This window comes from Alistipes finegoldii DSM 17242 (assembly GCF_000265365.1).
Taxonomy (GTDB): domain Bacteria; phylum Bacteroidota; class Bacteroidia; order Bacteroidales; family Rikenellaceae; genus Alistipes; species Alistipes finegoldii.
Genome location: NC_018011.1, coordinates 1,392,417 through 1,415,705 on the forward strand (window position 1 = coordinate 1,392,417; position 23,289 = coordinate 1,415,705).

18 protein-coding genes are annotated in these 23,289 nt (G+C 61.5%); 17 read left to right on the forward strand and 1 reads right to left on the reverse strand.

The annotated features are described in order from the left end of the window. The first annotated feature begins 6 nt into the window (after positions 1 to 6). The 4 genes from bla (at position 7) to ALFI_RS06205 (ending at position 5,004) form a co-directional block, all read left to right on the forward strand. On the forward strand, positions 7 to 921 hold the full coding sequence (bla, locus tag ALFI_RS06190; RefSeq protein ID WP_009596813.1) for a subclass B1 metallo-beta-lactamase: 915 nt from the start codon (positions 7 to 9) through the stop codon (positions 919 to 921). A gap of 119 nt (positions 922 to 1,040) precedes the next feature. Then, complete coding sequence (gene recG / locus ALFI_RS06195) at positions 1,041 to 3,149, forward strand: ATP-dependent DNA helicase RecG (protein ID WP_009596921.1); 2,109 nt, start codon at positions 1,041 to 1,043, stop codon at positions 3,147 to 3,149. A gap of 42 nt (positions 3,150 to 3,191) precedes the next feature. Beyond that, positions 3,192 to 3,989, forward strand: a complete 798-nt coding sequence (locus ALFI_RS06200; RefSeq protein ID WP_009596913.1) for a DUF3108 domain-containing protein — start codon at positions 3,192 to 3,194, stop codon at positions 3,987 to 3,989. Between the two features lie 76 nt (positions 3,990 to 4,065). After that, complete coding sequence (locus tag ALFI_RS06205; protein ID WP_014775192.1) at positions 4,066 to 5,004, forward strand: hypothetical protein; 939 nt, start codon at positions 4,066 to 4,068, stop codon at positions 5,002 to 5,004. A 295-nt stretch (positions 5,005 to 5,299) separates the two neighbouring features. Here the strand turns inward: ALFI_RS06205 and ALFI_RS06210 are convergent, their stop codons facing one another. After that, a complete protein-coding gene (locus tag ALFI_RS06210) occupies positions 5,300 to 6,304 on the reverse strand; it encodes an ROK family protein (protein WP_014775193.1) in 1,005 nt (334 codons plus the stop codon). 120 nt (positions 6,305 to 6,424) lie between these two features. On the opposite strand from ALFI_RS06210, the gene ALFI_RS06215 reads away from it, so the two are divergent. From ALFI_RS06215 to ALFI_RS06275, 13 genes are all read left to right on the forward strand, one after another. Further along, a complete protein-coding gene (locus tag ALFI_RS06215) occupies positions 6,425 to 7,396 on the forward strand; it encodes a polyprenyl synthetase family protein (RefSeq protein WP_052312801.1) in 972 nt (323 codons plus the stop codon). 1 nt (position 7,397) lies between these two features. Beyond that, positions 7,398 to 8,642 carry a peptidase U32 family protein gene (locus ALFI_RS06220; RefSeq protein WP_014775195.1) on the forward strand — a complete coding sequence of 415 codons (1,245 nt, stop codon included), beginning with the start codon at positions 7,398 to 7,400 and terminating at the stop codon, positions 8,640 to 8,642. Positions 8,643 to 8,845: 203 nt separating this feature from the next. Continuing rightward, entirely contained in the window at positions 8,846 to 9,049 is a 204-nt protein-coding gene (locus ALFI_RS06225) for a hypothetical protein (protein ID WP_014775196.1), read from the forward strand. Between the two features lie 4 nt (positions 9,050 to 9,053). After that, the gene (locus ALFI_RS06230; protein ID WP_009596857.1) at positions 9,054 to 10,985 is read left to right on the forward strand and encodes a S9 family peptidase; all 1,932 of its coding nucleotides are present in this window, start codon (positions 9,054 to 9,056) and stop codon (positions 10,983 to 10,985) included. Positions 10,986 to 11,197: 212 nt separating this feature from the next. Continuing rightward, positions 11,198 to 12,559 carry an MFS transporter gene (locus tag ALFI_RS06235; RefSeq protein WP_175282392.1) on the forward strand — a complete coding sequence of 454 codons (1,362 nt, stop codon included), beginning with the start codon at positions 11,198 to 11,200 and terminating at the stop codon, positions 12,557 to 12,559. A 73-nt stretch (positions 12,560 to 12,632) separates the two neighbouring features. Next, on the forward strand, positions 12,633 to 13,700 hold the full coding sequence (locus ALFI_RS06240) for a S66 peptidase family protein (protein WP_009596820.1): 1,068 nt from the start codon (positions 12,633 to 12,635) through the stop codon (positions 13,698 to 13,700). Positions 13,701 to 13,898: 198 nt separating this feature from the next. Next, complete coding sequence (locus tag ALFI_RS06245; protein WP_014775197.1) at positions 13,899 to 15,290, forward strand: aminopeptidase P family protein; 1,392 nt, start codon at positions 13,899 to 13,901, stop codon at positions 15,288 to 15,290. A 1-nt stretch (position 15,291) separates the two neighbouring features. Further along, positions 15,292 to 16,143: a phosphorylase family protein gene (locus tag ALFI_RS06250; RefSeq protein WP_014775198.1), complete on the forward strand. Its 852-nt coding sequence runs from the start codon at positions 15,292 to 15,294 to the stop codon at positions 16,141 to 16,143. Further along, complete coding sequence (locus ALFI_RS06255; protein ID WP_014775199.1) at positions 16,136 to 16,369, forward strand: hypothetical protein; 234 nt, start codon at positions 16,136 to 16,138, stop codon at positions 16,367 to 16,369. The genes ALFI_RS06250 and ALFI_RS06255 overlap by 8 nt, the downstream gene beginning before the upstream one ends. After that, positions 16,366 to 17,154 carry a 1,4-dihydroxy-6-naphtoate synthase gene (locus ALFI_RS06260; RefSeq protein ID WP_014775200.1) on the forward strand — a complete coding sequence of 263 codons (789 nt, stop codon included), beginning with the start codon at positions 16,366 to 16,368 and terminating at the stop codon, positions 17,152 to 17,154. The genes ALFI_RS06255 and ALFI_RS06260 overlap by 4 nt, the downstream gene beginning before the upstream one ends. Positions 17,155 to 17,163: 9 nt before the next feature. Next, a complete protein-coding gene (locus ALFI_RS06265) occupies positions 17,164 to 18,288 on the forward strand; it encodes a DUF418 domain-containing protein (protein ID WP_014775201.1) in 1,125 nt (374 codons plus the stop codon). A gap of 169 nt (positions 18,289 to 18,457) precedes the next feature. After that, a complete protein-coding gene (locus tag ALFI_RS06270) occupies positions 18,458 to 20,614 on the forward strand; it encodes an elongation factor G (RefSeq protein WP_009596881.1) in 2,157 nt (718 codons plus the stop codon). Positions 20,615 to 21,033: 419 nt separating this feature from the next. After that, positions 21,034 to 23,277 carry an inorganic phosphate transporter gene (locus ALFI_RS06275; RefSeq protein ID WP_014775202.1) on the forward strand — a complete coding sequence of 748 codons (2,244 nt, stop codon included), beginning with the start codon at positions 21,034 to 21,036 and terminating at the stop codon, positions 23,275 to 23,277. The last annotated feature ends 12 nt before the right edge of the window (positions 23,278 to 23,289 follow it).

Genomic DNA, 23,289 nt, shown 5'->3' on the forward strand with positions numbered 1-23,289 from the left:
CGCACCATGAAACCCACCCTCCGGAAACGTCTTTCCTACCTCCTGCTGGCGCTGCTGGACTTCGCATCCGCCTGCGACAGGGAGCCGGTGGATCGAAACAGCGCCGGAAATAGTATCTTTGCTGCCGAAATACAACCTGTCATCATGCCCAAAAACATGTCCGCACTCCGACCTTTCCTCTTTGCACTGCTGCTCGCGGCGACGGCAGCGGCCTGCACGTTCCGACGCATCGACATCGGAAACGACATAACCGTCCAACGCCTTGCCGAAGGCATCTATCTCTACACGGCCGTCGATGAGATCGAGGGCTACGGTCCCGTGCCGTCGAACGGCGTTCTGATCGTACGCGAGGGCGAAGCCGTCCTGCTCGACACCCCCGTCGGCGATGCGCAGACCAAGACGCTGACCGACTGGGCGGCCGAAACGCTCCGCGCCTGCGTCACGACGTTCGTGCCCAACCACTGGCACAGCGACTGCATGGGCGGGCTGGGCTATCTCAAAACGCTGGGCGTGAAGTCCTATGCCCACCGCCTCACCCACAGCATCGCGCAAAGGGAGGGCAAGCCCGTTCCCGACATCGGTTTCGGCGACTCGCTGCGGCTCGACCTGCACGGCACGGAGATTAGGTGCTATTATTTCGGCGGCGGACACAGCGAGGACAACATCGCCGTATGGATTCCGTCGGCAAAACTGCTTTTCGCGGGCTGCATGGTCAAGGAGATGGCGGCGCAGAACGCGGGCAACCTCTCGGACGCCGTCCCGGCAGCGTGGCCCGCGACGCTGGACAGCCTGCTCGTGCGGTTCCCCGACGCGCGGATCGTCGTGCCGGGGCACGGCGCCCCCGGCGGACCCGAACTGATCCGCCACACCAAAGCGCTGCTCTCCGAAGCAGCTTCAACAGACAATCGGCGGAAAGAATAAAGGAAAACACTGCGGGGATTATCCGTTTTTTCGCATATTTTCGGAATATCGGATGCGTTTCGGACTTGTCCGAAAATAAATTTTTCGTTTTGTCGCCCGACTTTCATTATATTTGTCGTGTGGAGTATCTGGACAACGATATAAAATACGTAGGCGGCGTCGGCGAAGCGCGCGCCCGGCTTCTGGACAAGGAGCTGGGCATCCGCACGCTGGGCGACATGCTGAGCCACTATCCGTTCCGCTACATCGACCGCACGAAAGTCTACCGCATCGCCGAAATCACCGAGGGCGCGCCCACGCTCCTGCAGTTCCGCGCCCGCATAACGGGGGTGGCCTATGCCGGTACGGGGCGTAAAAAACGCTTCACGGCCTACGTACAGGACCCGACGGGATCGGCCGAACTGGTGTGGTTTCAGGGCATCAAATGGATCGAAAAACGCGTCGAAGTCGGACGCGAGTACCTCATCTTCGGACGTCCGTCGTTCTACCGCGGACTTCTGTCGATGGCGCATCCCGAACTGGAGACCATGGAGCAGGCCCTTTCGCGCAAGGCCGAAAGCGGCATGCAGGGCATCTATCCCTCGACCGAGAAACTCTCGAACGTGCTCGGCGCCAAAGGCATGTACCAGATCATCTGCAACACATGGGCGCTGGTCAAGGACCATATCACGGACTGCATGCCCGAAGCGGTGCGCGCCCGCTACGGACTGATCCCGCTGCGCGACGCCTACTACAACATCCACTTCCCGCAGTCGGCCGAAATGCTCAGGCAGGCGCAGTACCGGCTCAAGTTCGACGAACTGCTGGGCATCCAGCTCAACGTCCAGTCGCGCCGCACGGAACGTCTGTCGAAGAACAACGGCTTTCTGTTCATGAAGGTCGGCGGGGTCTTCAACACCTTCTACAACGAAAAGCTCCCCTTCCCGCTCACCGGCGCGCAGAAGCGCGTCGTCAAGGAGATCCGTCAGGACACCGTGACGGGATTCCAGATGAACCGGCTGCTGCAGGGCGACGTGGGTAGCGGCAAGACCCTCGTGGCGCTGATGTCGATGCTGCTGGCCGTGGACAACGGCTTTCAGGCCTGCATGATGGCCCCGACCGAAATCCTCGCCCGCCAGCACTTCGCGACGATCACGCGCATGCTCGAAGGCATGGACGTGAAGACGGCGGTCCTGACCGGATCGTCGAAGGTCAAGGAGCGCCGGCTGGCGCTCGAAGGGATCGCGTCGGGCGAAGTGGACATCCTCATCGGCACGCACGCCCTGATCGAAGACCGGGTGCAGTTCGCCAACCTCGGATTCGTGGTGATCGACGAACAGCACCGCTTCGGCGTGGAGCAGCGCGCCCGGCTCTGGACCAAGAACGAACAGCCGCCCCATATCCTCGTGATGACCGCCACACCGATTCCCCGCACGCTGGCCATGACCCTGTACGGCGATCTGGACGTCTCGGTGATCGACGAGCTGCCCCCCGGACGCCGTCCGATCAAGACCGTACATTACACCGATGCGGCGCGCCTGCGCCTGTTCGGATTCATGAAGCAGGAGATCGCCAAAGGACGGCAGGTGTACGTGGTCTATCCGCTCATCAAGGAGTCCGAGGCGATGGACTACAAGGATCTGACGGACGGTTACGAAGCCATCTCACGCGATTTCCCGCTGCCCGATTACGTCACCACGATCTGCCACGGCAAGATGAAGCCCGCCGACAAGGAGGAGTCGATGCGCCAGTTCAAGTCGGGCGAAGCCGACATCATGGTCGCCACATCGGTCATCGAAGTCGGCGTGGACGTGCCCAACGCCACGGTGATGGTCATCGAGTCGGCCGAGCGGTTCGGACTCTCGCAGCTGCACCAGCTGCGCGGACGCGTGGGCCGCGGCGGCGAACAGTCCTACTGCATCCTCATGTCGGGCGAAAAGCTCTCGAAGGAGTCACGGGCGCGCCTGCAGGCCATGTGCGAGACCAACGACGGCTTCCGACTGGCGGAACTCGACCTCAAGCTGCGGGGCGCCGGAGACATCAACGGCACGCTCCAGAGCGGCATGGCATTTGATCTGAAAATCGCCAATCCCACGCTCGACGTGCAGATACTCACCGTCTCGCGCGAAGCGGCGGCGGCCATCCTGACCGCCGACCGCGATCTCTCGCTCCCGGAACACCGCGGACTGCAGGAGCTGAGGCGGAAGTATTCGGGACAAGAAGAGATTGATTTTTCCATGATTTCGTAATATTTCAAAACCACCGAACGTTTATCCTAAAAAACCCTGTCCATGAAACGATTGCTTATCACGATACTATTCCTTTCGGCCGTCCTGCCCCTCCCGGCCCAGCTCTACCATCCGGGCGAGCAGCTCTTCTACCGCGTGAGCTACAAGGCCAAGATGTTCCCTAACACCGAGGTCGGCGCCGTGGAGGTCAAGACCAGCGACAGCGAAATCGCCGGCCGCAAATACTACAAGGTCGAGGGCATCGGCCGCACGCTGCCCACCTACCGCTGGTTCTTCAACCTCGAAGACATCTACACGGTATGGATCGACCCGGAGACAAAGCGCCCCGTACGTTTCGAAAGCGACCTGCACGAAGGCGACTATACGTTCCAGAGCTACTACAACTACGACTGGGAGAACAATCAGGTCTTCACCCGCTGGCGCCGCCGCCAGAAACCCTATCAGGAGAAAACCATGCCGCTGACGCCCGAAAGCATGGACGCCATCGCGCTCTTCTTCACCATGCGCGGATCCGACGCCGACAGCTTCAAGCCCGGCGAGCCGGCGACGCTCCAGATGGTGCTTCAGGACACGATCCGGCACCTGAGCTACCGCTTCATCAACCGCGAGACAAAGAAAATCCGCAACATGGGCAAATTCAAGACCCTGAAGTTCGAATGCCAGCTGGGCACCACCGAAGGATTCTCGTTTACCGACGGCACGGTCTTCACGCTCTGGATCTCGGACGACGAGAACAAAATCCCGCTTTACATCGAATCGCCCGTGCGCGTGGGCAGCATCAACGCCTATATTTCGGGCTACAAAGGGCTTAAATACCCGATGACGAGCCTGATAAAATAAAAATTTTATATCTTTGCAGAAACGAAAGTTACCCCGGCAACATCAAATTAATCCTATTTCCGAAAAACCAGCTTTTATGGAAGAAAATAAGCAAGGATACGACCCCTCGGAATTCGAGGACGACGACTACATGACTCCCCAGCCCGACGCGGGCAAATCCATCCGCGGCTACCGCATCGTCATCATCATCCTGTCGGTGATTCTGGTGGCCCTTTCGGCGCTCTATTTCAGCATCCACCGCCAGCAGATGATCGACAACCGGCTGCTGCAGAGCGACCGCGACTCGATCCAGAACGATCTGGGACGGCTGATGACCGACTTCGACAACCTGCAGGTCACCAACGACAGCATCTCGGCGGGGCTGACCATCGAACGCGACCGCGCCGACTCGCTGATGACGCGCCTCAAGAAGGAGCGTTCGTGGAACCTCGCCAAAATCAAGCAGTACGAGAAAGAGGTAGGTACGCTGCGTACGATCATGAAGGGCTACATCCGTCAGATCGACTCGCTGAATACGCTCAACAAGAGACTCATCAGCGAAAACGTCGGCTACCGCAAGGAGATCTCGTCGGCCAAACTGCGCGCCGAAATGGCCGAGGAGAAGGCCGCCGAACTGGACAACAAGGTCCGTGTCGGCGCCGTGATCCGCGCCCGCGACATCACGCTGGCGGCGCTCAACGCCAACAGCAAACCGGTATCGCGCGTCAAGAACGCCGCCCGCCTGCGCGTGGACTTCGTGCTGACGGCCAACGAACTGGCGACGCCGGGCGAAAAGACGATCTACGTGCGCATCACCTCGCCCGACGGCTACGTGCTGACCACCGAAGCCATGCCGACCTTCGACTTCGAGGGCGAACGCCTGAGCTATTCGGCCATGCGCGAAGTGGACTACCAAAATCAGGACCTCGACGTGGGCATCTTCTACAACAGCACCGGATTCGCCGCAGGCACCTACACCGTGCAGCTCTTCTGCGAAGGCCGCCTGATCGGCACCTCGCAAATCGCCATGCGCTAACCGCGGCACCGGGGTCCGGCAATCCGCCGGCCCCCGGCTGCAACCCGCACGAACATATGAATTCCCGGTCTTCGTAGCGAAGACCGGGAATTCTGTTTTCGGCAGCACGCACGGCCTGCCGGAAAGGAAAGAGCACGCCCAACGAAACGGGCAGGAACGCAACAGAGGCGGAGGACAGCGGAAGACAGCGCCGAAACGAAATAAATAAGAGGGAGAAGTCCGCGGACTTCTCCCTCATACCCCGTAAACCGGCGGCCCGAATCGGAGCGAAACAGACCGGCCCGGCGAATACGGCTTATTTGTTCTCCTGCTGCCAGATCAGGGCCGAAGCGCCGAGAATGGCGGCGTTCTTGCCCTGAATACCGCTCGGAAGCAGTTTCACCTTGTTCTTGAATACGAAAAGCATGTTCTCTTCCATGTACCACTGCGTGGGTTCGAAGATCAGCTTGCCCGCCTTCGACAGACCTCCGAAGAGGAAAATCGCTTCGGGAGAGGTGACCGTCACCACGTCGGCCAATGCACGGCCCAGCAGCTCGCCCGTATAGCGGAAAGCCTCCAGCGCCACCGGGTCGCCCTGCTCCGCCGCAGCCGAAATCATCGACGCATCGAAGTCCGCGAAGGCAATGTCGCGCAGTTTGCTGGGCGCCGTCATCGTCGCCATCAGCTCGAAAGCCGTGCGCTTGATGCCCGTCGCCGAAACATAGGTCTCCAGACAGCCCCTGCGCCCGCAGCCGCACTCGCGGCCGTTGCGCTCGACGATGATATGACCGAACTCGCCGGCAAAACCGTCGTGTCCGTAGATCATCTCGCCGTTGGAGACGAAGCCCGAACCGAGTCCCGTGCCGAGCGTAATCATCACGAAGTCGCGCATACCTTTGGCGTTGCCGTAAATCATCTCGCCGATCGTCGCGGCATTGGCGTCGTTGGTCACCAGCACCTTCACGCCGCCGAAACATCTGCCGATATCGTCGGCCAGCGGAAAGAGACGGCGGCTCTCGTCGGGATTGGGGTCGCCCTCGCGGAATTTCCAGAGGTTGGCGGGATTCTCGACCGTACCCTTGTGGAAATTGGCGTTGGGGGCGCCGATGCCGATGCCCGTCAGCTCGTATTCGAACGAAAGACTGTCGGCCAGCGCGTGCATCGCCTGACACAAATCTTCGACGTAAGCCGGATAATCGTCTACATGAGGATATTTCTTGGTCGAAATGACCGATTCGGCATAGAGGTCGCCGTTCTCATCGACAAGGCCGAAGGCGGTGTTGATGCCGCCGATATCCACGCCGATCGCGAGTTTTTTCATAATATGTCCGGTTTAAAAAAGTTAGCAATTATCAGGTCAAAGTTAATCCAAAATTCGGCTACTCCAAACTTTTTTCCTACTTTTGGGACAGATTCCGCTCCAAAATGTAGTACTACAATGATGCAAACGAACGAGCAACTGCTCTTGGCAATCGAAAATTATCTGGCCCAGACCGAGTTCCCGGCCGAACCCGAACGTCTCTACGCACCGATCGGCTATTCGCTGGCGGGCGGCGGCAAACGCCTGCGCCCGATGCTGCTGATGCTCGCACACGGCATTTTCACCGACCGGTTTCAGGCCGCCCTGCCGGCTGCGGCCGCCGTCGAGGTGTTCCACAACTTCACGCTGCTGCACGACGACATCATGGACAACGCCGCCGTGCGCCGCGGCAAACCTTCGGTCTATGCCAAGTGGGGGCCGAGCGTGGCGATCCTTTCGGGCGACGCCATGATGATCTGCGCCTACCGCCTGCTGAGCGAAGTGCCCGCGGAGCTGCTGCCCCGGATACTGGGCACGTTCAACACCATGGCGCTCGAAGTCTGCGAAGGACAGCAGTACGACATGGACTTCGAGAGCAAACGAAAGGTCTCGGTCGTGGAATACATGCACATGATCGAACTCAAGACCTCGGTGCTGCTGGCCGGCTCGGTCACCATCGGCGCCATGCTGGGCGGCGCCTCGGAGGAGGACTGCCGCAAACTGCGCCGTTTCGCCATCGAGCTGGGGCTGGCTTTCCAGCTTCAGGACGACCTGCTGGACAGCTACGGCGACGACCGGCTGGGCAAAGCCATCGGCGGCGACATCCTCGAAGGCAAGCAGACCTACCTGATGATTACGGCCATGAGCCGCGCCGACGAAGCGACGCGCGAAGCGCTGCGCACGACCCGTCTCGACGCGCGGCTGTCCGACGCCGAAAAGATCGCCGCGGTAAAATCCATTTACGACCGGCTCGACGTGCCGCGTCTGACCGAACAGCAGATTTCGCTGCGGTTCGAACGGGCGCTCTCGATCCTCGATACGCTGTCGGCGGACAAGGCCCGCACGCAGCGCATCCGCGAATACGCCGAAAGCCTGATAGGACGCAAAAACTGACATGCGACGTTCCGATATAGAGATCATGGCCCCCGTGGGGTCGTACGAATCGCTGGCGGCGGCCATTCAGGCCGGAGCCGATTCGGTTTACTTCGGCGTCGGCAAACTCAACATGCGCTCGGCGTCGGCCGCCAACTTCACGCTCGACGATCTGGCGAAGATCGTCGCCACGGCACGCGCCGCAGGCGTGAAGACCTATCTGACGGTCAATACCATCGTCTATGAAGACGAGCTGCGGACCGTTCACGAGGTGATCGACCGCGCCAAGGCCGAGGGCATCGACGCCGTCATCGCCTCCGACTTCGCGGCGATTCTCTACGCACGGCGCATCGGCGTCGAGGTCCACATCTCGACCCAGAGCAACATCTCGAACTCCGAAGCCGTGAAATTCTTTTCGCAGTGGGCCGACACGGTGGTGCTGGCCCGCGAACTGACGCTCGAACAGGTGGCGCGGATTCACCGCGAAATCGCCGAGAACGACATCCGGGGCCCGCGCGGCGAACTGGTTCAGCTCGAAATGTTCGCCCACGGCGCGCTCTGCATGTCGGTTTCGGGCAAATGCTATCTTTCGCTCTACGAGACCAACTGCTCGGCCAACCGCGGCGCATGCCGCCAGCTATGCCGCCGCAAATACACCGTCACAGACAAGGAGACCGGCGCGGCGCTGGACGTGGACGGCCGCTACGTACTCTCGCCCAAGGACCTCTGCACGGTCGATTTTCTCGACAAGTTCATCGGCGCGGGCGTCCGGGTGCTGAAGATCGAGGGCCGGGCGCGGGGCGCGGAGTATGTCAAGCGCGTGGTGGAGTGTTACGACGAGGCGCTGCGCGCCATCGAAGCCGGGACATACACGCCCGAACTGGCCGCCGGACTGAAAGAGCGGCTCGCTACGGTCTTCAACCGCGGATTCTGGGAAGGCTACTACGCAGGACGACCCGTCGCCGAACACAGCGAACATTACGGATCGGCAGCCACGCGGCGCAAGGTCTACGTGGGCAAGGTGACCAACTTCTACAAAAGGATATCGGTGGCCGAAGTGCTGGTCGAAGCGGCTCCGCTGGCCGTGGGAGAAGAGATATTCTTCATGGGCGCCACGACGGGCGTCGCCGAACAGACGCTCGCCGAGCTGCACGACACCGACGGAAAGCCCGTCCCGTCCGTCGCTCAGGGAACCTTGTGCGCGGTACGCACCCAAGGGACGATACGCCGCGGCGACCAGCTCTACAAATTCGTCGATGCGCAATAGCCCGCGCCGGCCGGACAGCACGTATGCCGGACGACATATATATCAAGGAAACGCCTTCGGGCGTTTTTTTCGTTACGATTTTCAGCCAGCGAAAGCACTCAGACCCGCTTATCATAAAATTTTTATCGAAAAACAATAAATTTTATTTGTTTTTCAAAATTTCTTTTGTAAGTTTGCAGTGTCGCAATTAAAAAAGACATCCTATGGAGATCGAAAAAATCATCCGCATGCTGGCCGTATTCATCGTCGTGGCCGCCTTCGCGCTCTCGGTAGCCGCCCGGCTTCTGTTCCCCGAAGTTTCGCACCTGTCCGACACGCCGCTGCTGATACTGCTGATCCTCTCGGTCTGCGCCATCTGGCGCGACGCCCTGCGCTCCGAAAAGCAAAACGAAAACACAAACGAATAATCCCATGAAAAAACTCCTTCTGTTCGCCGCAGCGGCGGCCGTTCTCGCCTCCTGCGCACCCAAGACGGCCCCTGAGCTGCCGATGGAAACCTTCTTCCGCAATTCGGAGAAGACCGGTTACCAGATATCGCCCGACGGCCGCTATTTCTCCTACATGGCGCCTTACGAAAGCCGCCGCAACATCTTCGTACAGCCCGTGGACGGCAAGCAGGCGGTGCGCATCACCTCGGAGACCGAGCGCGATCTGGCCGGATACTTCTGGGCCGGCGACAACCGCATCCTCTACCTGAAGGACACGGGCGGCGACGAGAACTACCAGCTTTACGGCGTGAACATCGACGGCAGCGACCCGAAGGCCTACACCGCCATTCCGGGCGTCCGCACGCAGATCATTGACCCGCTGGAAGAGATCGACTCGCTGATAATCATCGGCACCAACCAGCGCAATCCGATGATCTTCGACCCCTACCGGCTGAACCTCAACACGGGCGAGATGACGATGCTGTGCGAGAATCCCGGCGACATTCAGGGCTGGCAGACCGACCACAACGGCCGCCTGCGCGTGGCTTACGCCATCGTGGACGGCGTCAATTCGCAGATCCGCTACCGCGAAACCGAAGCCGAGCCTTTCCGCCCCGTGCTGACGACCAACTTCAAGGAGAGCGTCTCGTTCGCCGCCTTCACCCCCGACAACAAGCAGGTCTACGCCGTCACCAACCTCGGACGCGACAAGGTCGCCCTCGTGCTGATGGACCCCGCGACGTGCGAGGAGATCGAACAGCTCTACGTAAACGACAAATACGACTTGGACAACATCTGGTACAGCGACGCGCAGAAGAAACTGCTCGGCGTCTCCTACACCGGCCACAAAGGCACCGCGCGCCACTTCTTCGACAAGGCGACGGGCGAGATGTTCGGCCGCATGGAGAAGCACCTGCGCGGCTATGCCATCGGCATCGCCGGCTCGAACAAGGCCGAGGACAAATACATCGTCTATGCAGGCGGCGACCGCACGATGGGCACCTATTACCTCTACGACGTCGAGGCCGACACGATGACCAAGCTGGCCGACCTCGCGCCGTGGATCGAAGAGGAGCAGATGGCCGAGATGATCCCTATCAACTACACTTCGCGCGACGGTCTGGAGATCGAGGGCTACCTGACGCTGCCCGTGGGCAAGACCGTGCACAACGCCAAGAACCTGCCCGTGGTCGTGAATCCCCACGGCGGACCTTGGGCCCGCGACTACTGGGGCTTCAACCCCGAAGCGCAGTTCCTCGCCAACCGCGGCTACGCCGTGCTGCAGATGAACTTCCGCGGTTCGACGGGCTTCGGACGCAAATTCACCGAAATCGCCTACGGCAAGTGGGGCCAGACCATGCAGGACGACATCACGGACGGCGTGAACTGGCTGATCGGCAAAGGCATCGCCGATCCCGCGAAGATCGCCATCTACGGCGGCAGTTACGGCGGCTACGCCACGCTGCAGGGCATCGTGAAGGATCCCGACCTCTACGCCTGCGCCATCGACTACGTAGGTGTGTCGAACCTCTTCTCGTTCCTCGAAACCATTCCGCCCTACTGGAAACCGATGCTCGACATGATGTACGAGATGGTCGGCAACCCCGAAAAGGACGCCGAGATGCTGCGCGAGAATTCGCCGGCCCTCAACGCCGAGCGCATCAAGACCCCGCTGCTGGTGGTGCAGGGCGCCAACGACCCCCGCGTGAACATCAACGAGAGCAACCAGATGGTCGAAGCGCTGCGCAGCCGCGGCGTGCATGTGGACTACATGGTCAAGGACAACGAAGGCCACGGCTTCCACAACGAGGAGAACCGTTTCGACTTCTACCGCGCGATGGAGAAGTTCCTCGCCAAATACCTCAAGGGCGTCGAACCGCAGGGCGGGATCGTGCCGGAGAGCGACCGCAGATAAACCGGAATCACAACCAGCCACAAGCATACTACCATACCGTTTTTTAAAGTAAAAAGTTCAAATTCATAGTTGTGAGAAGGGAGGCCCGGAAATTTCCGGGCCTCCGTTTTCATGCGAGCCCGGCACCCGTTTTGATTTGCGGACGGCATGTATTACCTTTGCACTCCGTGAGCACCATTCCCTACATAGCGCCGCCTGCGGACGGATTGCCGATGCCCCGCCGCTTGTGGGCCATTCTGGCCGTGGCGTTCGGCGTCGGACTGTCGGTGCTTGACAGCGCCATCGCCAACGTCGCCCTGCCGACCATCGGGCAGGAGCTGGGGATTTCGTCCGCCGACTCGATCTGGATCGTCAACGCCTACCAGCTGGCCATCATGGTCTCGCTGCTGTCGTTCTCGGCGCTGGGCGAGCTGGTCGGCTACCGCAAGGTCTACATCGGCGGGCTGATGCTCTTCACGGTGGCTTCGGTGGGCTGCGCACTCTCCTCGTCGCTCGCCACGCTGGTGCTGGCGCGCGTCATGCAGGGCTTCGGCGCCGCGGCCGTCACGTCGGTCAACACCACGCTCATCCGCATCATCTACCCCAAGGCGCAGCTGGGCCGCGGGCTGGGTCTCAACGCCACGGTCGTCGCCGTGTCGTCGGTCGCAGGCCCGACCATCGCCGCAGGCATCCTTTCGATCGCCCACTGGCCGTGGCTCTTCGCCGTGAACATTCCCGTCGGGCTTGTCGCCCTGTCGCTGAGCCGCCGCTTCCTGCCCGACAACCCCGTGCGGGTCGGCACCCACCGCTTCGACTGGCGCGACGCCGTGATGAACGCACTCACGTTCGGGCTGCTGATGGCTTCGGTCGAGGGATTCTCGCACGGTCTCGATCCGCGCATCCTCTCGGCCGGCATCGCCGCACTGCTCGTCGTCGGCTTCTTCTTCATCCGCAGCCAGCTGCGCGAACCCTATCCGCTGCTGCCGTTCGACCTGCTGCGCATCCCGATCTTTTCGGTCTCGGTCTTAACGTCGATCTGCTCGTTTCTGGGGCAGATGCTCGCCATGGTGGCCCTGCCCTTCTACCTGCAGCACGAATTCGGCTACGACGAAGTAGCCACGGGACTGCTGATGACCGCATGGCCCGCCGTGATCATGGTCGTGGCCCCGATCGCCGGCCTCCTCGTCGAACGTGTCCACGCCGGATTTCTGGGCGGCATGGGACTTACGGCCATGGCCGCGGGACTGTTCCTGCTGGCCTTCCTGCCCGATGATCCGGCGCCTTTCGACATCGCATGGCGGCTGGTGCTCTGCGGCGCGGGATTCGGACTGTTCCAGTCGCCCAACAACAGCATACTGATCGCCTCGGCCCCGCCCCAGCGCAGCGGAAGCGCCAGCGGCATGCTCGCCACGGCGCGTCTGGTGGGCCAGATCACGGGCGCCGCGCTGATGGCCCTCCTGTTCCACATCGTCCCCGAAAACAGTACCCATACGGCGCTCCTGCTCGCGGGAGGCTTCGCCCTGACGGGCGCCGTCGTCAGCATCACCCGCATCCGGCTGCCGCTGCCCGAAGGACTAACCCGGCGCAGAAAATAACCGGAAGCATCTCCGACCGAAACCCCGAAGAACCGAAACAAACATCCCTCTACACCCCGAATACAGATCCGACATGAAATATCCGTTCCTGCTCGCCGCCCTCCTGCTCTGCTCTGCAAACCTCGCCGCCCGCCACTCCGATACGGACACCCTTCTACAGCCCGACACCCTTTCCCTCCGGCAATCCGACGCGCTCTCCGCCCAGAAATCCGACGCGCCTTTCGTCCGCCCGCCCTACCTGCGGCCGGGTGACACCATAGGCATCGTCACCCCGGCGCGCAAACTCAAGGAGAAGGCCGACACGGCCAAAGTCCGGGAACGCTTCGAAGAGTGGGGGCTGAAAGTGAAATTCGGAGCGCACTACGCCGACCGCGAACAGCCCTACTTCGCCGGGACCGACGCCCGGCGCGCCGCAGACCTGCAGGCCATGATCGACGATCCCGGCGTGAAAGCCGTCGTCAGCTATCAGGGCGGCTACGGATCGGTGCGCCTGCTCCCGCTGCTCGACCTCACGCCGCTGCGCGAACAGCCCAAATGGATCGTCGGCTTCAGCGACGTCACCATGCTCCACATGGCGCTGGGGCGGTTGGGCGTCGAAAGCCTTCACGCCACGATGCCGGGCAAGTTCCGCTTCGGCGCCGATGAAAAACCCGAAGCGATCGTCTCGGACGAATCGTTGCGCAGCGCGCTTTTCGGCCGCTGGACGCGCATCGACGCCGCCGCACACCCGCTCAACGTCTCCGGCACGGCCCGCGGACGGCTCGCGGGCGGCAACCTCTCGCTGCTCTGCTCGGCGATCGGCACGCCCGAACAGCCCGACTTCGACACCCCGACGGTGCTGTTCATCGAAGAGATCGGCGAACAGATGTACCGGCTCGACCGCATGATGCAGCAGCTGGAGCGGAGCGGAATACTGGCCAAATGCAAGGCCGTTCTCGTGGGGCATTTTACGGACATGCTGGGACAGAAGCACTTCGGCGTCTGGGACCCCTGCGACATCATCGCAGCCTATGTCCGTCCGCTGGGGATTCCGGTCGTCTTCGGCATCCCCGCAGGCCACGAAGACCCCAACGTCGCCCTCTACATGGGCCGCGAGGTCGCCGTCACGGTCAACGATGCGGGCGCAAGCGTCGAATTCTGACCGCAGGCCCGCCCCGCCGGACATTTACCCCCGTCCGCACCCTCCGCAGAAGCCTTTCCGCAAAAAATAGCCGCCGCAGGGCGCGGGCTTGTCATATTTTTACTATTTTTGTAAGAGGTGGAGAATGTGCCGCCGCACAAGCCCTGCGCCGACGGGCCGCAGGCGCCGCAAACGGAATGCAAATTAAAACGCCATACTATGTTTTCAGCTAAGACCTACGCTGCGCGCCGCAACATGCTGCGTACGAAGATCGGCTCAGGGATCATCCTGCTGCCGGGCAACTCCCTTTCGCCCAACAACTATCCGAACAACGCCTACTATTTCCGGCAGGATTCGTCGTTCCGCTACTACTTCGGGCTGAACACCCCGTCGCTGGCGGGCCTGATCGACGCCGACACGGGCGAAGAGGCGCTGTACGGCGACGATTTCACGGTCGAGGACATCATCTGGACCGGTCCGCAGCCCACGCTGCGCGAACTGGGCGCCGAAGTCGGCGTCACGGCGACGTTCCCCATGGCCGAACTTGAAAAGCGGCTCCGCAAAGCCGTTTCGCTGGGCCGCAAGATCCACTACCTGCCGCCCTACCGCGGCGAGACGAAGCTCCAGCTGTCGGCGCTGCTCGGCATCAAGCCCGAACTGCTGCACGACTACAAGTCGGTCGAACTGATGTTCGCCGTGGCCGAAATGCGCGAGAAGAAGAGCGCCGAGGAGGTCGAGGCGATGGAACGCGCGTTCCTGATAGGCTACCATATGCACACGCTGGCGATGCATATGTGCCACCCCGGTGTGATCGAGCGCGAGATTGCGGGCGCCATCGAGGGCATCGCCAAATCCAGCGGTTCGGGCCTGTCATTCCCCTCGATCGTCTCGCAGCACGGCGAGACGCTCCACAACCTCAACGCCGACGGCGTATTGGAGCAGGGGCGGCTGCTGTTGTGCGACGCAGGCTGCGAGACCGTGGACGGCTACTGCTCGGACCACACGCGCACCTACCCCGTCAGCGGCCGGTTCACGCAGAAGCAGAAGGAGATTTACAACGTCGTACTGGCGGCACACGACCATGTGGCGCGCATCGTCAAGCCGCATATGATGTACACCGAGATACACAACGCCGCCTACATGACGCTGGCCGAAGGGCTGGTGGCGCTGGGACTGCTCAAGGGCACGGCCGCCGACGCCGTGGCTTCGGGTGCCATGACGATGCTCATGCCCCACGGACTGGGACACGGGCTGGGCATGGACGTACACGACTGCGAGGCGATGGGCGAGCGGAGTTTCGACTTCTCGACGATCGCCGACCGCGCCGCCAAGTCGGGAACCTGCATCTACCGCGCGGCGTGGCGCATCGAACCGGGAACGGTGATGACCGACGAACCGGGACTCTACTTCATCCCGGCGCTGATCGACAAGTGCCGCGCCGAGGGTCTCTACAAGGGCATCGTCGATTACGACGCGCTGGAGGCGTACCGCGACTTCGGCGGCATCCGCATCGAGGACGACATTCTGGTCACCGAAGAGGGCAGCCGCATGCTGGGCGACAGGAAAATTCCGATCACGGTCGAGGAACTCGAAGCCGCAGTAGGCCGGTAACGTGAAGCGGATTTTCATTTTCCCCACCATCGAGGAGGCCAAGGCGTTCATCCTCACCCAGCCCCGCGATCCGGTCTTCGTGGCCGGAGTCGGCGCAGCGGAGATCGCGGCCGCGACGATCCGGGCCGTGAAAGCCCGCAAGCCCCAGCTGGTCGTGCTCGCAGGCATCGCGGGGGCGTACGACCGGAGCCTGCAGCGCGGCGAGGTGGTCGAAGTGGTCACCGAGCGGATCGCCGGGATTCCGGAACGTTACGCCCGCGAATACGAAACTTCGGGACCCGATCTGGGACTGCCCCTCGCGGCGGGCGTTACGGTAAACCGTTCGGGAGACGGCCTGCGGGAGACGGGCCGGGAGCAGGAGTTCCGGGAGCAGGAGTTCCGGGAGCAGGAGTTCCGGGAGCAGGAGCAGGAATTCCGGGAAACAGGGTTCGAGATTCCGGAGCCGGAAACGAAGTCCGGCGACGCAGTTTCGGCCCCGGCCGGACAGGCGCTGCAACCGGCTGGAGAGAGGGCGGACAGCCCGGAACAGACCTCGGACATGCAGTCCTCGATCGAAAAAACGAGCGGCACGGACGGGCAAAACGCGCTGCCTGTGATCGGCGACACGAATGACACGGACGGACAAGGCTCGCTGCCCGGAATCGACAGCACGGACGGGCAAAGCGCGCTGCCCGAAATCGAAAACATGGAGGGCGCGGCCTTTTTCGCCGTGTGCGAAGCGCTGGGCGTCGCCTGCTGCCAGATTCGCGCCGTGTCGAACTATGTCGGCGAACCCTTCGACCGATGGGCCGGAGGGCTGGCCGTCGAAAACCTTACCGCAACATTAACCCAAATATTCGGAAACGATGAATAAAAAATGGACACTTTGGGCGGGACTGATCCTGATACTGGTCGTCTTCATTCTGATCTGGCAGTTCGCCCCTGCCATCCAGCGCTGGCTGGCCAACGTATTTATCGACATCATCGTCCTCGCGCTGACCTTCGCGGCGGGCTGGCTGCTGGGCCGCTACGGCGGCAGGCGCAACCGCAACCGCGATCAGGAGAACGCGCGCAACATCACCGAAGCGCAGAAACGGTGACGCTCCGCCTGCGCATATCGCCCTGCCCGAACGACACCTTCATGTTCGACGCGCTCCTGAACGGACGCATCGACACGGGCGGATTGCATTTCGACGTCGAATACCGCGACATCGAGGCGCTCAACCGCGGGGTGCAGGCCGGAGATGCCGACGTGAGCAAGATAAGCTGCGCCGTGCTGCCCGCCGTTGCGGACCGTTACGCGCTGCTGGACAGCGGCGCGGCGCTCGGACGCGGCAACGGACCACTGCTGGTGCGCCGCGCGGGGGACCGGTCGCCGATCCGCCGCGTGGCCGTACCGGGAGTCCACACCACGGCCAACGCACTGATGATGCGCCTTTTCCCCCGGATTACGGAGCGCACGCCCCTGCTCTTCTCGCAGATCGCCGCCGCCGTGGAGCGGGGCGATTTCGACGCCGGAGTGCTGATCCACGAGGGGCGTTTCGTCTACCGGCAGCGGCAGTTGGAGCTGGTCGCCGACCTCGGACAGCTATGGGAGCAGACCACCGCGCTGCCCCTGCCGCTGGGCGGCATCGCGGCCAAACGGAGCCTGCCCGAAGCGGTGCGGCGGCAGGTCGAGACCCTCATCCGCCAAAGCATCGAATACGCCTTCGCGCACCCCGAAGCGTCGCGCGCATATATCAAGGAACACGCGCAGGAACTCGACGACGCCGTGATCGACGCGCACATCGCACTTTTCGTCAACGACTATTCGCTCTCGCTGGGCGACGAGGGCCGCCGGGCCGTCGAAGCGCTGACGGGGATTGCCTGCGCTTTTAACTCCTGACCGACGAAAATGTACCGCACGACCAACCTCCCCAACACCCGCATCGAAGTGGCGGACGCCCTGCGCGGCATCGCCGTGGCGGGCATCATCCTGTTCCACGCCCGCGAGCATTTCAACCTCTACTGGAGCGGGCTGGATTACCTCCGCGCCGGATTCGGCGGCTGGGAGCAAACCGTGGCCGGCGCGCTGGGATTCCTGCTTTCGGGCAAGATGTACGCCATCTTCGCACTGCTGTTCGGACTGAGTTTCTTCATCCAGAGCGACAATCAGGCCCAGCGGGGCAACGACTTCTCGCTGCGGTTCGCATGGCGCATGGTGCTGCTGTTCATAATCGGGCTGGTCAACGCCGCGATCTACAACGGCGACGTGCTGACCTATTACGCCGTTTTCGGGCTGCTGATGATCCCCATCGGCAAACTCCCGAACCGCTGGGTGTGGGTCATAGCGGCGCTGCTCTTCATCCAGCCGCTCGAACTCTACCAGCACTTCAGCGGCCATACGCTCTCGCTGCGCGGCATCGAAGGCATGGAGACCCTCTATCCGACCCTCGCCACGGGAACCTTCGCCCAGAGCGCCCGCGCAAGCCTCGCCTACGGGCCGATCAGCTCGTTCGCATGGGGATTGGAACACGGCCGCGCCACGCAGACGCTGCTGATGTTCGTGCTGGGCATGCTGGCGGGCCGTTACCGGCTCTTCTACGACGAAGGCCGCAACCGGCGCATCTGGGGCGGGTTGCTGGCTGCCGGTATTCTCGGCACATGGCTCGTGCCGTTCGAGGCGATGCGCAACCTGATGACGGCGACGGCCATCGTCGCGGCTGTAGTCCTGCTGTGGTACAGCCGGCCGGGATTCCGGCGGGCGCTGCACGGCATGACCTTCTTCGGCCGCATGAGCCTGACCAACTACCTGCTGCAATCGCTGCTCGGAACGGCGCTCTTCTACAACTGGGGCATGGGGCTTTACCGCCACGTGGACGTGATCTACGGCACACTCGCGGGCGTGGGCATCATCCTCGTACAGTACGCCTTCTGCCGGATATGGCTGCGCCGCCATTCGCACGGTCCCGTCGAGTGGCTCTGGAAAAAGCTCACGTGGCTCGACATTCCTTTTTTAGACCGAAAAATCGCCTCCTGAGGGCGATTTTTTCATGCCCCGGTTTGGTTATCCCGTTTTTTTTGTATATTTATAGTCGGCTAACCGGAAAATCCCGGAAAGGGCGGCTTCCGCAACCGGGAATACGCCCCGCGGGAACACCTCCGGCGACGCCCCGAACCACCCGAAAACCTTAAAACCACACGGGAATATGAAAAATTATTCAGCTAAAGAGATCAAGAACATCGTACTCATCGGCGCGCCCGGCACGGGGAAAACTACCCTTGCCGAAGCGATGGCCTTCGAGGGTAAGGTCATCGACCGCAGGGGTAGTATCGAGACGAACAACACGCTCTCGGACAACACGGATATCGAGCATGAATACAAGCGCTCGATCTATTCGACCATCCTCTTCACCGAATTCATGGACCGCAAGTTGAACATCATCGACTGCCCCGGCTCGGACGACTTCTGCGGAAGTCTCTTCTCGGCGTTCAAGGTGGGCGACGTGGGCGTATTCCTGTTCAACGCCCAGAACGGCTGGGAGGTCGGCAGCGAAATTCAGGCCCGCTACGCCCGTCTGCTGCAGAAACCCGTGATCGGCGTAGTGAACCAGCTCGACGCCGACAAGGCCAATTTCGAGGCCGCCGTCGAGTCGATCCGCGCCTCGTCGCGCGTGAAGCCCGTCATCGTGCAGTACCCGGTCAATCAGGGTCCCGAATTCAACGCCTTCATCGACGTACTGCTGATGAAGATGTACCGTTTCAAGGACAACGACGGCCACCGCGAGGAGCTGGAAATTCCCGCCGAAGAGCTGGACAAGGCTCAGGAGCTGAACAAGGAGCTGGTCGAGATGGCCGCCGAACACGACGAAGCCCTCATGGAGCTGTACTTCGACAAGGGCACGCTCACGCAGGACGACATCCGCGCGGGTCTGAAAATCGGCCTCTCGAAACGCGAGGTGATGCCGATCTTCTGCACCAGCGGCAAGCGCGACATCGGCACCAAGCGTCTGATGGAGTTCATCATCAACGTCGCTCCCGGCCCGCTGAAGGCCCCGAACTTCCTCTCGACCGACGGCGAAGAGATCGCGGCCGACGAGACGGCGCCCGCCGTGGCTTTCGTATTCAAGAGTCAGGTCGAACAGCATATCGGCGAGATCACCTATTTCCGCGTGATCCGCGGCCGTATCGCCGAGGGCACCGAGCTGGTGAACACCCGCACGGGCAACAAGGAGAAGGTGTCGCAGCTCTTCGCCGTAGCGGGCAGGAACCGCATCAAAGTCACCGAACTCATGGCGGGCGACATCGGTTGCACCGTCAAACTCAAGGGCACGCGCACCAACGACACGCTCGCGGCGCCGTCGGCGCCGGTGACCGTCGAACCGATCGTATTCCCCGAACCGCGCTACCGCGCCGCCGTCAAGGCCAAGGAGCAGGGCGACGAGGAGAAGCTGGGCAAGGTGCTCAACGACGCCAAATTCGAGGACCCGACGATTCTGGTCGAATACTCCAAGGAGCTGAAACAAACCATCATACAGGGTCAGGGCGAGCATCATCTCAATATCCTCCGCACGCGCATCGAAAAGGAGAATCGCCTCCAGTACGACTATATCGCGCCGAAGATTCCCTACCGCGAGACCATCACCAAGGTGGCGCAGGCCGACTACCGCCACAAAAAGCAGTCGGGCGGCGCAGGCCAGTTCGGCGAAGTGCACATGATCATCGAGCCTTACTACGAGGGCATGCCCGAACCCAAGAACTACAAGGTTCCGGGCAAGGGCGACATGGTCGTCAACCCCAAGACCAAGGAGGAATACGACCTGCCGTGGGGCGGCAAACTGCAGTTCTACTCGGCGATCGTGGGCGGCGCCATCGACGCGCGCTTCATGCCCGCCATCCTCAAGGGCATCATGGAGAAGATGGACGAAGGCCCGCTGACGGGTTCCTACGCCCGCGACATCCGCGTAGTGATCTACGACGGCAAGATGCACCCGGTGGATTCGAACGAAATCTCATTCAAGCTGGCGGCGCGCAACGCCTTCAAGGAGGCATTCCGCAACGCGGGACCCAAGATCATGGAGCCGATCTACAACGTCGAGGTCCTCGTGCCGAGCGACTACATGGGCGCCGTGATGTCGGACCTCCAGAACCGCCGCGCGATGATCGCCGGCATGGAGTCCGACAAGGGCTTCGACCGCCTGAACGCCACGGTTCCGCTGGCCGAGCTGTACCGTTATTCGACGACCCTTTCGTCGCTCACGTCGGGATCGGCGACCTACTCGATGAAATTCTCCTCCTACGAGCAGGTTCCGGCCGACGTGCAGGACAAGCTGCTGAAGGCCTACACCGACACCGACGAGGAGTAGGCCCCGGCCGAAGAGAAAGGGCAGGACAAACGGTTCCGGCCGACGTGCAGGACAAGCTGCTGAAGGCCTACACCGACACCGACGAGGAGTAGGCCCCGGCCGAAGAGAAAGGGCAGGACAAACGGTTCCGGCCGAAAAGAGCGGGCAGGACCGAGGGGTCCTGCCCTTTTTTCATGGAACGACGCGCCGGGACGGCATTTTCTCCGGCTGTTATCCGAATGCAACGCAGAAACACGGCAGAAAAATCCGGCATGAGGAAAGCACGGCGCCCGCTCATTCATCCGGTTCTGCGTTGGAGCGTCAATTCTACCGCCGCATCCGCGAAACTCCATGTTAAATTAATGTTAATATTCGGCGGCAAAACCGTTTCATCGGGAAAAATGGCGTAAATTTGTTCACAATTTGCACTAAACCCTAACATGAGTGAAATCTACACTGTCATTGTAGGCATTCTGGGCATTCTCGCCATATCCGGTCTTTTTGTCGGCGTCACCAACGACGCAGTCAATTTCCTCAACTCCGCCATCGGCTCCAAAGCCGCACCCATGCGCACCATCCTGCTCGTCGCCTCGATCGGCATCATCATCGGCGTAGTAACGTCGAGCGGCATGATGGAGGTCGCCCGCAGCGGCATGTTCAATCCCGGACTTTTCACCTTCCACGAAGTGATGATGCTCTATCTGGGCGTGATGTTCGCCAACATCATCCTGCTGGACCTCTACAATTCGTGGGGACTGCCTACCTCGACCACCGTATCGCTGATCTTCTGCCTGCTCGGATCGGCCATCGCCGTGTCGATCTACAAAATCTCAAACACCCCCGACCTCGGCGTCGGCGCGCTGGGACAGTTCATCAACACCTCCCGCGCCATGGGCATCGTCTCGGCGATCCTCCTGTCGGTGGTCATCGCCTTCACCTGCGGAACTTTCGTCATGTACGTCTCGCGCACGATCTTCTCGTTCCGCTACACGCTTCCGTTCCGCCGCTTCGGGTCGATGTGGTGCGGCGCCTCGCTGACGGCGATCGTCTACTTCGCCGTCTTCAAAGGGCTTAAATCCATTCTGGCGGGACACGATTTCGTCACGATGGTGGACAATCACCTGCTGCTGTCGCTCCTGATCTGCTGGGTCGTCTGCTCGCTGCTGCTCTTCTTCATACAGCGGTTCAAGATCAACATCCTGCGCATCACGATCCTTTCGGGCACCTTTGCCTTGGCGCTGGCCTTCGCGGGCAACGACTTGGTGAACTTCATCGGCGTACCCGTCGCCGGATTCGACGCCTACTCGATCGCCCGGCACAGCGGCGATTCCCAAATGCTGATGGGCGTGCTGAACGACAACGTTCCGGCCAACTTCCTGATCCTGCTGGCCGCGGGCGCCATCATGATACTCACGCTCTGGACCTCGAAAAAGGCCATGCACGTCACCGAAACCGAGCTGTCGCTCTCGGCGCAGGGCGACGAAGGCACCGAGCAGTACGGTTCGTCGGTCCTCTCGCGCACGATCGTCCGCGCGGCACTCAACATCAACGCCGGCATCGAACGGGTCATCCCGCCGCGCGTGCGGGCCGCCATTTCGCGCCGCTTCGAATACGAGGACATCGAACACAGCGGCGCGCCGTACGACATGATCCGCGCCACGGTAAACCTCACGACCTCGGCCATGTTGATCGCCATCGCCACGTCGCTCAAACTGCCCCTCTCGACGACTTACGTCTGCTTCATGGTGGCCATGGGTTCGTCGCTCGCCGACCGCGCATGGGGCCGCGAAAGCGCCGTATACCGCATTTCGGGCGTCATGACCGTCGTCGCCGGCTGGTTCATCACGGCGCTGGGCGGATTCCTGATCGCATTCGTCGTGGGGCTGGCCCTGATCTACGGCGGAACCGTCGCATTCGTCATCGTCACCCTCTTGTGCGGCTACATGCTCATCCACAGCAACTTCCTGAAAAAAGGCAAATCCGCCTCCCCCACGGCGGCCAACGCCGACACGCGCACCAACGAGGACATCATCGCCAACCTGCGCGAAGAGGTCTGCCACACGATGGAGTGCGCCACGAAGATTTACGACCGCACGCTGATCGCCGTCTTCAAGGAGAACCGCAAGGTGCTGCGCGACATGGTCAAGGAGTCGAACGACCTCTTCTACCAGTCGCGCGAACGCAAATACACGCTGCTGCCCACGCTCAAGAAGTTGCAGAGCGGCGACGTGAACACGGCCCACTACTACGTGCAGGTGGTGGATTACCTCAACGAAATGACCAAGGCGCTGATGCACATCACGCGCCCTGCGTTCGAACATATCGACAACAACCACGAAGGACTGTCGAAGGAGCAGGCCAAGGACCTGATGTCGATCAACGACGATGTGGAGTCGATCTACCGTCACATCAACCAGATGCTGCGCGACGGCGACTTCACGGAGATCGAGATGGTGCTGGCGCTGCGCGACCAGCTGTTCGAGTCGATCGCCGAGGCCATCAAATCGGAGCTTGGGCGCATCAACGAAGCCCGGTCCAACACCAAGGCGTCGATGCTCTACCTGACGATCCTGACCGAGACCAAGAACATGGTGCTGCAGTCGCGCAACCTCCTGAAATCGCAGCAGTACTTTCTCAAACACCGTGCGGGCGCGCCGCAGCGGTGGATCAAACCGACCAAATAAGCGCGGATCAGC